The sequence below is a fragment of the Streptomyces sp. Pv4-95 genome, assembly GCF_045782725.1.
Classification (GTDB): domain Bacteria; phylum Actinomycetota; class Actinomycetes; order Streptomycetales; family Streptomycetaceae; genus Streptomyces.
The window spans coordinates 4646664-4660036 of sequence record NZ_CP127172.1 but is presented as its reverse complement, the minus strand read 5'-3'; the positions used below and the strand labels follow the sequence as shown (position 1 = coordinate 4660036).

Sequence of the window (13373 nt, the reverse complement as noted above, 5' to 3'; positions counted from 1 at the left end):
GTCAAGAGAAAGGATCGAACGATCGATTCCTGTTGCGATCGATCGGGCTGGACTAGGCTCGTCCGCCATCCGGCCGCCCGGGGCCGCCACACGCGAGGGGGAATGCGCCGTGCGCGAGAGCGCAGTACAACGCCACGACCGCCTGCTGACCTTGGTACGGGAACAGGGCACGGCCCGGGTCACCGACCTCGCCGCGCGGCTCGGGGTGTCGCCGGTGACGGTGCGGCGGGACGTCGAGACGCTCACCCGCAAGGGCCTGGTCGACCGGGCGCACGGATCGGTGTCCTGGCCCCGGCCGCGCACCGCCGGGGCGGCGGCCGGCGTCGGCACCGCCCCGGTGCTCGGGCTCCTCGCCCCGTCGGCCACCTACTACTTCGCCGACGTCATCCACGGTGCGCACGAGGCGGCGGCGCGGGCCGGTGCCCGGCTGATCCTGCGGATCTCCGACTACCGGCCGGAGGAGGACCGGGCGCGGGCCGAGGGGCTGCTGGCGGCGGGCGCCGAGGGGCTGCTGATCGCGCCGGGCTGGCGCGGCCGCGCCGACCAGGCGGAGCACGGCGACTGGATCGGCGAACTCCCGGTCCCCGCCGTCCTCCTGGAGCGGTCGGTGGATCCGGGCGGCCCGCTGGCCGGGCTGGACCGGGTGTGCTCCGACCACGCGCACGGCGTGCTGCTGGCCCTCCGGCACCTGGTGGGGCAGGGGCATGCGGCCCCCTTGCTGGTGGCGCGGGCGGACAGTCCCACGGCGCTGGCGGTGCGGGCCGGTTACGACCAGGCGCTGCGCGCCCTGGGGCTGGAGTGGCCGCACCCGGTGATCGACGCGCCGGCGGACCGTGATCCGGCGGGTTTCGAGCGGGGTGTGCAGGCACTGTGGACGGCGGTGACGTCCGGGCGGGCGACGGCGGCGCTGGTGCACAACGACGTGGACGCGATCCAGCTGGTGCAGCGGCTGGCGGAGCTGGGTGTGCGGGTGCCGGGCGATCTGGCCGTGGTCGCCTACGACGACGAGGTGGCCGCGCTCGCGGACACGCCCCTGACCGCGGTGGCGCCGCCCAAGCGTGAAGTGGGGCGGCTGGCGGCCGAGTTGCTGCTGGAGCGCTGGGGCAGGTCGGTGCGCGGCGGGCCGGCGGACCGGGCGGCGGACGGGGCGGAGCCGGCGGCCCGGCGGCATCTCGCGCTGCTCCCCCGGCTGCGCGTACGGGCCTCCTGCGGAGCCGGGGCGCCCCCGGAGGAGAGCCGCACGCAGGGCTGACGGCCCGGCCGCCGAGCGCGCCACCGCATCCCGGAACACTCACTTCTTGTTCGTTTTTCGATCATTCAATCGTTCGCTCTTGACTTCGCTCATGACGCGTCCAAGGATCGCCGCCATCGCTTCCCGCTTTCCTTTCGCCGTCAGGTCGTCAGGCCGTGAGGCCGTCCAGGCCGCCAGCCCAGGAGTCATGCCATGAGCCGCAGCACGATCCGCAGTTGGAGCAGAACCTCCGTCGCGATATCCGGTGCCCTCGCCGCCCTCACCGCCCTCACCGCATGTGGTGGCACCACCGGTGACGCGGCCGGCGGCGACGGTGGGCCCGCGAAGATCACCTACTGGGGCTGGACGAAGGGCACCCAGCAGACCGTCGACGCGTTCAACGCCACCCACGACGACATCGAGGTGACGTACGAGGAGATCCCCTCCGGCGGCGCCGGCGGCTACGCGAAGATCTCCAACGCGGTCAAGGCGGGCAACGCCCCCGACCTGGTCAGCATCGAATACCCCTCGCTGCCGGAATTCGTCAGCCAGGGCGCGCTGCAGGACATCACCCCCTACGTCGGCGACGACCTCAAGAAGAAGCTGCTCCCGCAGGCCGTGGAGCTGACCACGCTCGGCGGCAAGAACTGGGCGGTGCCCTTCGACGCCGCGCCCCAGACGTACTACTACCGCAAGGACTTCTTCGCCAAGCACAAGATCAAGGTGCCCCGCACCTGGGACGACTTCCGGACCGCGGCGGCCGCGGCCAGGAAGGCCGACCCCACGGCGCGGATCGGCACCTTCTTCCCGGACGACCCGACCACCTTCGAGGCGATGGTGTGGCAGGCGGGCGGGCAGTGGTTCGCCACCCAGGGCGACGCCTGGAAGGTGGACACCACCGACCCGGCCACCAAGAAGGTCACCGCCTACTGGCAGGGCCTGCTGGACGACGGCCTGGTCAACAGCGCTACCTCCTTCAGCCCCGGGTGGACCAACGCGCTCAAGAAGGGCGACACCGTCGGCTACCTCGGTGCGTCCTGGGGCGCCGGCGTACTGAAGAGCCTCGTTCCCGACCAGAGCGGCAAATGGGCCGCCGCCCCCGTGCCCACCTGGGACGGGAAGCCGGCCGGCGGCATGCTCGGCGGCTCCACCTGGGCGGTCACCAAGGACAGCGACCAGGCCGAGGCGGCCGTGGAGTTCGCGACGTGGATGTCCACCTCCCCGGCCGCCGTCAAGGCCCGGCTCTCCTCCGGCGAGTCCAGCGCCTACCCGGCGGCCGCGGCACTCCGCCCGGTCGCGGAGAAGGCGTTCGACACCCGGTTCTACGGCGGCCAGGACGTCTACGACGTCTTCGACGGCGCCGCCGCGGCCATCGGCAGGAACTGGACATGGGGCCCGACCGGCGGCACCACCAACAGCGCGCTCAAGGACGCCTTCGGCAAGGCCGCGGACGGCGACGGCACGCTCGCCGGCGCCGTACGCACCGCGCAGGAGGCGACCGTGAAGGAGCTGCGCAAGCGCGGCCTGAAGGTCGCCGGCCGGTGAGCGCCAAAGCCCGTGCCGTCTCCGTCCTGCTGACCCCGTTCTTCGCGCTCTTCACCGTCGTGATGGTGCTGCCGATCGGCTACGCGCTGTGGCTCAGCCTCTTCACCGAGCAGCAGTCCGGGCTCGGATTCGGCGGGACCCGGACGGTCTTCACCGGACTGGGCAACTACCTCACCGCGCTGGGCGACCACGCCTTCCGCGACGGCTTCCTCGTCCTGCTCGGCTACTGCGCCCTCTACATCCCGCTGCTGCTGGCCGGCGGGCTGGCGCTCGCCCTGCTGCTGGACTCGACCCTGGCCCGCGCCCGGCGCTTCTTCCAGCTCGCGCTGTTCCTCCCGCACGCCGTGCCCGGCATCATCGCGGCGCTGATCTGGGTCTACCTCTACACGCCCCAACTCAGCCCGGTCGTGGGCGTGTTGCGGTCAGGGGGGCTGGACTTCAGCTTTCTCTCCCCCTCCGGCGCGCTGCCCGCCGTCGTCAACATCGCGCTGTGGGAGTGGCTCGGCTACAACATGGTGATCTTCTACGCCGCCCTCCAGGCCATCGACCGCTCGGTGATCGAGGCGGCGACGGTGGACGGCGCGGGCGCCTGGCGGATCGCGACCGGCATCAAGATCCCGCTGATCCGTTCCTCGGTGGTGATGGTCGCCCTCTTCACGGTGATCGGTTCGCTCCAGCTCTTCACCGAACCGCTCATCATCAACCAGGCCTCGTCCGCCGCGCTGAACTCCGCCTGGACCCCGAACATGTATGCCTACGCCGCGGCCTTCACCCGTAACGACTACGGCCTGGCGGCGGCCGCCTCCGTGCTGCTCGCGCTCACCGCCGCGGCGCTGTCCTTCGCCGTCACACGCTTCTCGCGGCGCGCACCCAAGACCCGGAAGAAGGGCAGGACGACCTGATGACCCACACCCCGGCCGCCCGCTCGGCCGGCGACCTCGCGGAGCGGGACACCGCGCCCGTCGCCGGGCCGGCTCCCCTGCGGCCGCCCCGCGGGATCCTCCGCGGAGCCGCTCGCCCGGCCCCCGGCCGCCGGCTGTCCAAGGCCGCCGTCAACGGCACGCTCGTCCTCGCCGTCGTCTACACACTCCTGCCGCTGGTGTGGCTGGTCACCGCCGCCACCAAGGACGCCGGCGGGCTGCTGGCCGGCGACGCCTTCTCCTTCGAGGGCTTCGACCTCGGCGGCAACCTCTCCCGGCTGGCGTCCTTCCACGACGGCCTCTACTTGCGGTGGTACGCCAACAGCCTGCTCTACGCGGGCGGTGGCGCACTGCTCTCCGCGCTGGTGTCGGTCGCCGCCGGATACGCCTTCGACGTCTACACCTTCCCCGGTAAGGAGAAGCTGTTCGGTGTCGTCCTGCTGGGCGTGCTGGTGCCCACCACCGCGCTCGCGCTGCCGTTGTACCTGCTCGCCGCCAGGACCGGTCTGGTCAACACCTACTGGGCGGTGCTGATACCCGTCCTCGCGCACCCCTTCGGGGTCTATCTCGCGCGGGTCTTCAGCGCCGGGTACCTCCCCCGCGAGGCGATCGAGGCCGCGCGGATGGACGGCGCGGGCGAACTGCGGATCTTCTGGTCCATCGGCCTACGCATGATCATGCCGGGCTTCGTGACCATCGTCCTCTTCCAGTTCACGGCCATCTGGAACAACTTCTTCCTCCCCCTGGTGATGCTCTCCGACCAACAGCTCTTCCCGCTCAGCCTCGGCCTGTACGCATGGAACAGCAACACCCACGCCGAGCCGTCCTACTACCCCCTCGTCGTCACCGGATCACTCCTCGCCGTCATCCCGCTGATCATCGCCTTCGTCGCCCTCCAGCGACACTGGAAGGCCGGCCTCGCCGCCGGCAGCGTCAAATGACGACGGACGTCGGGCGACCGTGAAGGAGCACCGGTACCACCATGCACCCCACCACCGACAACGCCCCCGGACCTGCCGGTATCCCGCCGGCCCGGCCCACCCTGCTGCTGGCCATGGGCCCCGGCATCGCCGAACGGCTCATCGCGGAGCGCCACCACACCCGCCTCGCGGCCCTCGCCCGCACCGACCACCGGCTCGTCGCACACGAGTTGGCCGACCCGGCGCCGGAGATCGCCGCCGCCCTCGCCGAGGCCGAGGTCCTCCTCACCTGCTGGGGTGCGCCCCGGCTCACCGAGCGCGTACTGTCCGCGGCCCCCCGCCTGCGCGCGGTCATCCACGCCGCCGGATCGGTCAAACACCACGTCACGGAGGCGTGTTGGGCCCGCGGCATCGCCGTCACCTCCGCGGCCGCCGCCAACGCCCTGCCGGTCGCCGAATACACCCTGGCCATGATCCTTCTCGCCAACAAGCAGGTGCTGCACAGCGCGCGGCGCCACCGCGCCCTGCGCGCTCCGCACGACTGGCAGCGCGAGCTGGCCGACGCCGGCAACTACCGCCGTACCGTCGGCATCATCGGCGCCTCCCGCATCGGCCGCCGCGTCATCGAACTGCTGCGCCCGTTCGACCTGCGTGTCCTGCTGCACGACCCCTACGTCGACACCGCCGGGGCCGCCGCCCTGGGCGTCACGCCCGTTTCGCTGGACACCCTCTGCGCCGACAGCGACATCGTCTCCGTGCACGCCCCTGAGCTGCCTGCCACCCGCCATCTGCTCGGCACCCGCGAACTGGCCCGGATGCCGGACGGCGCGACCTTGATCAACACCTCCCGCGGCTCACTGGTCGACGAGGCGGCGCTCCTGCCGGAGCTGGTCTCCGGGCGGCTGAACGCCGTACTCGACGTCACCGAGCCCGAAGTCCCGTCCGCCGCCTCCCCCTTGTACGAGCTGCCGAACGTGCTGCTGACCCCGCACATCGCGGGCTCACTGGGCACCGAGCTGCACCGGATGACGGACCAGGCCCTGGACGAGCTGGAGCGCTACGCGTCCGGGCTGCCCTTCGCGCACCCGGTGCTCCCGGAGTCGCTGCACCACTCGGCTTAGGGAGTGCCCGCAGAGTCGGTTGGATCTTGCCGGGCTCGCGAGGCCCGGCACCGCTCACCGAACCGGGCCGATCCGAGGGAAAGGCCCGGCCTCGAATCACCCCATAACCACTAAAATGGCAGTGTCCCACCCACCCCGGGAGACGCCATGCGATTCGCACAGATAATCGACTTCAAGACCGACCACTTCGATGACATGGACCGGCTCATGGACGAATGGGTCGACCAGACCAAGGGCAGGCGGACCGCCACCCACAGCCTCATCGGCAAGGACCGCTCCGACGACGCACATATCGTCGAGATCGTCGAATTCCCGTCGTACGACGAGGCCATGAAGAATTCCCGGCTGCCGGAGACGGAGCGGATCTTCCAGGACATGGTGGCGCTCTGCGACGGGGTGCCCACCTTCACCGACCTCGACGTGGTCCGTGAAGAACAGTTGAACGAGGCAACATCCCGCCGGTTCTTCCACGAGGTCGCCGTCGGCGGCAACCTCGACGCGGTCGACGAGATCTTCGCGTCCGACTACCGCGACCACGATGTCGCGAAGCCGACGGAGACCGTCGGCTCGCAGCACATCCGCAACGACGTCAGCGGCTGGCGTGCCGCCTTCGACTTCACCTTCAGCCTGGAGCGGGAGATCTGCCAGGGCGACGACGTGGTGACGCTGTGGACCTGGACCGGCACCCACAAGGGCGACTTCATGGGCATCGCGCCGACCGGCAGGCAGTGCATCATGACCGGCACCACGATCTTCCGGTTCAAGGACGGCAAGATCCAGGAAGGCTGGTGGCACGAGGACCTGATGGGCCTGATGCGGCAGCTCACCGGCTGACGGTCCCGGCCCAGGACCGGCCGCGGAACCGATCGACAGGACGGATGGACGAGGCCGGCCCGACGAACCGGGCCGACAACCGACAACCGGAGCCGACAGACGAAAAGGCCCCTGCTCCCGTCGCTCACGAGCGGGAACAGGGGCCTTTCCGTGCCGCCGGGGCGGCAGTGGTGCGTCAGGCGTCAGTGGGAGTGACCGTGGCCGTGACCGGCATCGGCGGGCTCCTCGTCGGCCGGCTTCTCGACGACCAGGGTCTCGGTCGTGAGCAGCAGCGACGCGATCGACGCGGCGTTCTCCAGGGCGGAGCGGGTGACCTTGACCGGGTCGATGACGCCGGCCTTCACCAGGTCGCCGTACTCGCCGGTGGCGGCGTTGAAGCCCTGGCCCTTGTCCTGCTCGGCGACCTTCGCGGTGATGACGTAGCCCTCGAGGCCGGCGTTCTCCGCGATCCAGCGCAGCGGCTCGACGGCGGCGCGGCGGACGACGGCGACACCGGTGGCCTCGTCGCCCTCCTTGCCGAGGGAGCCCTCCAGCACCTTGGCGGCGTGCACCAGAGCGGAGCCACCACCGGAGACGATGCCCTCCTCGACCGCGGCGCGGGTCGCGGAGATGGCGTCCTCCAGACGGTGCTTCTTCTCCTTGAGCTCGACCTCGGTGGCCGCACCCACGCGGATGACGCAGACGCCACCGGCGAGCTTGGCGAGGCGCTCCTGGAGCTTCTCGCGGTCCCAGTCCGAGTCGGTGGACTCGATCTCGGCCTTGATCTGGTTGACGCGGCCGACGACGTCCTCGGAGTTGCCGCCACCGTCGACGATGGTGGTGTCGTCCTTGGTGACGGTCACGCGGCGCGCGGTGCCGAGCACGTCGAGACCGGCCTGGTCGAGCTTGAGGCCGACCTCTTCGGCGATGACGGTCGCACCGGTGAGGGTGGCCATGTCGCCGAGCATCGCCTTGCGGCGGTCACCGAAGCCGGGGGCCTTGACGGCCACGGCGTTGAAGGTGCCACGGATCTTGTTCACGACCAGGGTCGACAGGGCCTCGCCCTCGACGTCCTCGGCGATGATCAGCAGCGGCTTGGAGGAGCCGGCCTGGATGACCTTCTCCAGCAGCGGCAGCAGGTCCTGGATCGAGCCGATCTTGCCCTGGTGGATCAGGATGTACGGGTCGTCGAGGACGGCCTCCATACGCTCCTGGTCGGTGACCATGTAGGGCGACAGGTAGCCCTTGTCGAAGGCCATGCCCTCGGTGAAGTCCAGCTCCAGACCGAAGGTGTTGGACTCCTCGACGGTGATGACACCGTCCTTGCCGACCTTGTCCATCGCCTCGGCGATGAGCTCGCCGACCTGCTTGTCCTGCGCGGACAGGCCGGCCACGGCGGCGATGTCGGTCTTGTCGTCGATCGGGCGGGCGGTCGCGAGGAGCTCCTCGGACACGGCCTTCACCGCGGCGTCGATGCCCTTCTTGAGGGCGGCCGGGGAGGCACCCGCGGCGACGTTGCGCAGGCCCTCGCGGACCAGCGCCTGGGCCAGCACGGTGGCGGTGGTGGTGCCGTCACCCGCGATGTCGTTGGTCTTGGTCGCCACCTCCTTCACGAGCTGGGCACCGAGGTTCTCGTACGGGTCGTCGACCTCGACCTCACGGGCGATGGTGACACCGTCGTTGGTGATGGTCGGCGCGCCGAACTTCTTGTCGATGACGACGTTGCGGCCCTTGGGGCCGATCGTCACCTTGACCGTGTCGGCAAGCTTGTTGACGCCGCGCTCGAGGGCGCGACGGGCGTCCTCGTCGAACTTCAGGATCTTCGCCATGGGTTGCTTCAAGTCCTCTCGTTGCGATCCTCGGCCACGCAGCGGTGGCCGCTATCGCTCAAACGAACTGCGCCCCTGCCCCGGGTTGTTTAGACGCGGGAACCAGGGGCGCAGATCTAGGCAATTCTGGGTGAATTACTTCTCGACGATCGCGAGAACGTCGCGAGCCGAGAGGACGAGGTACTCCTCGCCGCTGTACTTCACCTCGGTGCCGCCGTACTTGCTGTAGAGCACGACGTCGCCGACGGAAACGTCGAGCGGAAGACGGTTGCCGTCCTCGAAGCGACCCGGGCCCACGGCCAGGACGACGCCCTCCTGGGGCTTCTCCTTGGCAGTGTCCGGAATGACCAGGCCAGAGGCCGTGGTCTGCTCGGCGTCGAGCGGCTGGACCACAATGCGGTCCTCGAGCGGCTTGATGGCAACCTTGGTGCTGGCGGTCGTCACGATCCGACCTCCCCCTTCGGAGATCTCACGGGGTTAACTGTCTGAGGTGGCGACCAGGTGGATCCGTCGTCGCGGGTGCCGGACCTGCCCGTCGCTGTGTTTGGCACTCCCCGGTGGAGAGTGCCAATGCCGAGACTATGACGCGGTTAGCACTCGGTCAAGCGGAGTGCCAGTTGTGCTGCGCGCGTCGTGCACGGCTGGTTGACGCGGCACCTCCCCCGGTCGGGCCGCACCGCACACCGGCCGCCCCCCGCCGGCCCTTGTCCCGCACCGAATCGGCCACACCTTCCGCTGCCGCCGCAACCCTGCCCGCGGCTGCCCCGTCTACCTCCTCGACTGCTGAGCCCGCGGCCCCTGCACCCCCGACAGCTCCGAACAGCCCCGACGGCTCCGTCCGGGCCGCGGCTCCGACAACCGATGGCGGAGGAAACCGTGCGTGGACCGACCAGCGCGCCCCGGGCGGCCGGCGAGCCCGAGAGCGACGCCGAGCGCACGATGACCTTCGCCGCGCTCGCCCGGGCACCGGACCGCCGCAGGACCGAGGCGTGGCTGCTCGGCTTCGTGGTGCTGATAGCGGTGTTCGGCTACGTCTCCACCGGATTGGCGATGACCGGCCGGCCGCCCGAGGGCCTGGCCGCGTTCGCCGCCACCATGTTCTTCGTGGCGCTGATCCCGCATCTGGTGATCCGCCGCTTCGCGCCGCGCGCCGATCCGCTGATCCTGCCGCTGGCCACCCTGCTGAGCGGTCTCGGCCTCGTCCTGCTCCACCGCCTGGACATCACCTACGCCGCGGACCCCCGGCTGAAGACCGCCCAGGCGGCGGACGGTCAGCTGGTGTGGACGGTGATCGGCGTGGGGGTCTGCATCGGCATCCTGATGCTCCTGCGCGACCACCGGATCCTGCAGCGCTACATCTATCTGACGATGGTGGTCGCGCTGGTCGTGCTGATGGCACCGGCCTTCTTCGGCGCCGACATGTACGGGGCCAAGCGCTGGATCCTGCTGGGGCCGCTGTCCCTGCAGCCCGGCGAGTTCGTGAAGATCATGATCTCGGTGTTCTTCGCGGGCTATCTCACCGTCAACCGCGATGCGCTGGCGCTGGCCGGACGCCGCGTCATGGGGGTGCAGCTGCCGCCGGGCCGGCAGCTCGCGCCGATCTTCACCATCTGGGTCATCAGCCTCCTGGTGCTGGTCTTCGAACGCGACCTGGGCACCTCGCTGATCTTCTTCGGCGTCTTCGTGATCATGCTCTACATGGCCACCGAGCGCACCAGCTGGGTGCTCTGCGGCCTGGCCATGGCCTCGGTCGGCGCGGCCGTCGTCGGCTCCGTCGAGCCACACGTCAAGGGCCGGATCATGGCCTGGCTGCATCCCATGGACATCTTCCTGCCGGAGTCCGAGCGGCCGCCGGGGCTGATCTCGGACCAGGCCGCCCAGGCGCTGTTCAGCTTCGGCAGCGGCGGCATCGGCGGCAGCGGCCTGGGCCGCGGCCATCCGGAACTGGTCGGCTTCGCCGGCAACAGCGACTTCATCCTCACCACCGTCGGCGAGGAGCTCGGCCTGGCCGGGGTGATGGCCGTACTGCTGCTGTACGCGCTGCTCGCCCAGCGCGGCCTGCGGGTCGCGCTCACCGCCCGCGATCCGTTCGGCAAGCTGTTGGCGGTCGGGCTCTCCGGGGCGCTCGTGCTCCAGGTCTTCGTCGTCTCCGGCGGCGTCACCGGCCTGATCCCGCTGACCGGAAAGGCCCTGCCCTTCCTCGCCAAGGGCGGCTCGTCACTCGTCGCGAACTGGATGATGATCGCGCTGCTGCTGCGGATCAGCGACACCGCCCAGCGCCGGCGCGAACCGGTGGGCCCCGGCGCCGGCAGGTCGCGGCGGCGGCGCAGGCAGCCCGGCCGCTCTCACACGTAGTCCTCCAGCCGGGCGAGGGCGAACCCCTGCTCGGTGGCCGTACGCAGCACCCTGCGCGCCACGTCGGGCATCGAGCCCGGCCAGTCCCCGCGGCCCCGGAAGTGGGTCAGGATGATGTCGCCCGGGTGCAGCCGCCGGTCCGCTCCGCCGTGGTCCATCCGGTCGGGGAAGACCTCCTGCGTCCACAGCGGCACGACGCGGATGCCGCAGGAGCGCGCGATGCGCAGGGTCTGCGCGGTGTACTCGCCGTAGGGCGGACGGAACAGCCGAGGCCGCCGGCCGGTCTCGCGCCGCAGGTTGCGCTGCTGCCCGCAGATCTCCTTGCGCTGCCCGGCCGCGTCCAGCCCCGGCAGGAAGGGGTGGTTCAGGGTGTGGTTGTGCAGCCCGGTGCCGAGCTTCTGCATGCCGCGGAAGTAGCCGTAGTCCTCCTTGGCGAGGTAGTGGCTGAGGAACGCGCTGTAGGGGACGTCGAGTTCGCGCATCATCCGCACGAACTCGGGGTCCTTGTCGTCCCCGTCGTCGATCGTCAGGAAGACCACCCGCTGATCGGTCGGCACCCGGGAGACGACGGCCGGCAGCTCGCGGCCGCCGGCCCGCCGCGCAGGGACCAGGTCCGGCTTCTCGCTGGGCGGCTTCGGGGCGCGGAGCGGCGGCGCCGCCAGGCCCCACCGCCGGGCCACCGCCGCCCTGCGGGCCGATGCGCCCTCCTGCCCGCGTGCCGGGCCGAGGGCCGCACCGGCGGCCGGGGCGGCGATGCCGGAGCCGCTGACCGGCTCGTCGTCCCGCCCGCCCCCTCCTGCCACCGCGCCGTAGCCGGCCGCCGCACCCAGTACGCACCACACCACCACGTCCCGGACCGGTCTGCCCCGCAGAAGTCCGACAAGCCGCATGACGCCGGATTCTGGCAGCGCGGCCGGCCGCCGCGACGGCGCCGCCGACCGGCACGCGGCGCGGTCCACCGGCTGGCCCACAATGGGGAAGGTGACCGACCTCGACACCTTCTCCGCGCTCCTGGCCCCCGAGGGACAGGCGCTGCTGACCGCGCTGCGTGACCACGATCCGGCCGACGAACTGGCGGCCGCGACCCGGCTGCGGCGCGACCACCCCGCGCCGCTGGTCTCCGCCGCCCTCGGGCAGGCACGGCTGCGGCAGCGGGCGGCGGCGAAGTTCGGGGCGGACGCGCAGCTGATGTACTTCACGCCCAACGGCGTCGAGCAGTCCACCCGCGCGACGGTCGCCGCGCACCGCGCCGCCCGGCTCGCCGCGCTGGGCATCGGCACCCTGGCCGACCTCTGCTGCGGCATCGGCGGCGACGCCATCGCCCTGGCACGGGCCGGGATCCGTGTCCTCGCCGTCGACCGCGACCCCCTGGCCTGCGCCGCGGCGCGGGCGAACGCCGAGGCGCTGGGGCTGGCGGAGCTGATCGAGGTGCGGTGCGCCGACGTCACCGAGGTGGACACCGCCGGATACGACGCGGTGTTCGTGGACCCGGCACGCAGGAGCCGGGTGCGCGGCGGGCGGATCTTCGACCCGGAGGCGTACTCGCCGCCGCTGTCCTGGGCCGTCGAGGCGGCGCGGGCGGCGCCGTTCGCAGCGCTGAAGATCGCCCCGGGGGTGCCGCACGACGCGCTGCCCGCCGACGCCGAGACGGAGTGGATCTCCGACTCCGGCGAGGTGAAGGAGGCCGTCCTGTGGTTCGGGACGACACCGCCCGGCGCCGCGCCCGCCCTCGCTCCCGGCGCGCGCCGCGCCACCCTGCTGCCCTCCGGCGGCTCCCTGCTCGGTGCGGATCTGCCCGACCCCGAGCCGGGCCCGGTCGGGGACTGGCTGTACGAGCCGGACGGCGCGGTCATCCGCGCCCATCTCGTCGCCGATGTCGCCCGGCAGGTCGGCGGGCGGCTGATCGACCCGACGATCGCGTACATCACCGCGGACCGGCTGACCGGGACGCCGTACGCGACCGCCTACGCGATCACGGACGTGCTGCCGTTCAACCTCAAGAAGCTCAAGGCGCTGCTGCGGGAGCGCGAGGTGGGCATCGCGGTGATCAAGAAGCGCGGCTCGGCCGTCGAACCGGAGGAGCTGCGCAGGAAGTTGAAGCTCGGTGGCGGCGGGAAGTCCTGCACGATCTTCCTCACCCGGGTGGCCGGGGCCCCCACCATGCTGCTGGGGCAGCCCGCTCAGGCCAGGTCGGTGAGGTCCTCGGCGTAGATCTGGGAGAGCGGCTGCGGGCCGATGTACTGCTGGCAGGTGCACTGCCCGGCCTCGTACTGCACCGGTTTGCGGTCCGCGTCCCAGGCGACCGCCACCTCGACCAGCTCATGGCACTTGCCGCGCTTGTCGTGCTTGGCGAGGTGGTGGGTGCAGCCGCACACCGGCTCCGGCGGCTTGTGGGCCGCGGCGAGTTCCTGCCGCTCCCGGCGGGCGCCCTCCAGCCGCTCCATCTTGCGCTCGTGGCGGGTGCGCAGTGCCGTGCGGGCGGTGTCCGCCACCTTCGCGAAGCCGCCCGCCATGAAGAAGATGAAGACCCACCAGAACCAGTCCACAGCCTGCCGCCTCCCCGCGCCGGTGCCGGGACCAGCGTAGGACTTCCGGCGGGTCCGGGGGAGGGAGACGGCAGGCGCCGCGGGCCCGACGGT

The 13373-nt window shown here is 71.4% G+C and carries 12 protein-coding genes; 8 read left to right on the top strand and 4 right to left on the bottom strand.

What is annotated here, in order from left to right; genetic code table 11:
- Window positions 1-109: 109 nt before the first annotated feature.
- From QOM21_RS20520 to QOM21_RS20495, 6 genes are all read left to right on the top strand, one after another.
- Entirely contained in the window at window positions 110-1252 is a 1143-nt protein-coding gene (locus QOM21_RS20520; protein WP_407552054.1) for a LacI family DNA-binding transcriptional regulator, read from the top strand.
- A 192-nt stretch (window positions 1253-1444) separates the two neighbouring features.
- Window positions 1445-2776: an ABC transporter substrate-binding protein gene (locus QOM21_RS20515; RefSeq protein ID WP_407552052.1), complete on the top strand. Its 1332-nt coding sequence runs from the start codon at window positions 1445-1447 to the stop codon at window positions 2774-2776.
- Entirely contained in the window at window positions 2773-3678 is a 906-nt protein-coding gene (locus QOM21_RS20510; protein WP_407552050.1) for a carbohydrate ABC transporter permease, read from the top strand. The genes QOM21_RS20515 and QOM21_RS20510 overlap by 4 nt, the downstream gene beginning before the upstream one ends.
- Window positions 3678-4637, top strand: a complete 960-nt coding sequence (locus QOM21_RS20505) for a carbohydrate ABC transporter permease (protein WP_407552048.1) — start codon at window positions 3678-3680, stop codon at window positions 4635-4637. The genes QOM21_RS20510 and QOM21_RS20505 overlap by 1 nt, the downstream gene beginning before the upstream one ends.
- Before the next feature lie 41 nt (window positions 4638-4678).
- Window positions 4679-5737 (top strand): hydroxyacid dehydrogenase, encoded by a 1059-nt coding sequence (locus tag QOM21_RS20500; protein WP_407552046.1) that lies wholly within the window; start codon window positions 4679-4681, stop codon window positions 5735-5737.
- A 147-nt stretch (window positions 5738-5884) separates the two neighbouring features.
- On the top strand, window positions 5885-6571 hold the full coding sequence (locus tag QOM21_RS20495) for an ester cyclase (RefSeq protein WP_407552045.1): 687 nt from the start codon (window positions 5885-5887) through the stop codon (window positions 6569-6571).
- Window positions 6572-6753: 182 nt separating this feature from the next.
- Here the strand turns inward: QOM21_RS20495 and groL are convergent, their stop codons facing one another.
- Together groL and groES are read right to left on the bottom strand one after the other, a co-directional pair.
- A complete protein-coding gene (gene groL / locus QOM21_RS20490; RefSeq protein WP_407552043.1) occupies window positions 6754-8379 on the bottom strand; it encodes a chaperonin GroEL in 1626 nt (541 codons plus the stop codon).
- 135 nt (window positions 8380-8514) lie between these two features.
- The gene (gene groES, locus QOM21_RS20485; RefSeq protein WP_251419252.1) at window positions 8515-8823 is read right to left on the bottom strand and encodes a co-chaperone GroES; all 309 of its coding nucleotides are present in this window, start codon (window positions 8821-8823) and stop codon (window positions 8515-8517) included.
- A gap of 495 nt (window positions 8824-9318) precedes the next feature.
- Here groES and QOM21_RS20480 point away from each other — a divergent pair, with 495 nt between their 5' ends.
- Window positions 9319-10734: an FtsW/RodA/SpoVE family cell cycle protein gene (locus tag QOM21_RS20480; protein ID WP_407555736.1), complete on the top strand. Its 1416-nt coding sequence runs from the start codon at window positions 9319-9321 to the stop codon at window positions 10732-10734.
- On the opposite strand, the gene QOM21_RS20475 is transcribed toward QOM21_RS20480, so the two are convergent.
- Window positions 10725-11624, bottom strand: coding sequence for a polysaccharide deacetylase family protein (locus tag QOM21_RS20475; protein ID WP_407552041.1), 900 nt, complete (start codon window positions 11622-11624; stop codon window positions 10725-10727). The genes QOM21_RS20480 and QOM21_RS20475 overlap by 10 nt on opposite strands.
- Before the next feature lie 82 nt (window positions 11625-11706).
- On the opposite strand from QOM21_RS20475, the gene QOM21_RS20470 reads away from it, so the two are divergent.
- Complete coding sequence (locus QOM21_RS20470; protein ID WP_407555735.1) at window positions 11707-12945, top strand: THUMP-like domain-containing protein; 1239 nt, start codon at window positions 11707-11709, stop codon at window positions 12943-12945.
- Here the strand turns inward: QOM21_RS20470 and QOM21_RS20465 are convergent.
- Window positions 12915-13280, bottom strand: a complete 366-nt coding sequence (locus tag QOM21_RS20465) for a hypothetical protein (protein ID WP_407552040.1) — start codon at window positions 13278-13280, stop codon at window positions 12915-12917. The genes QOM21_RS20470 and QOM21_RS20465 overlap by 31 nt on opposite strands.
- Window positions 13281-13373 lie beyond the last annotated feature (93 nt).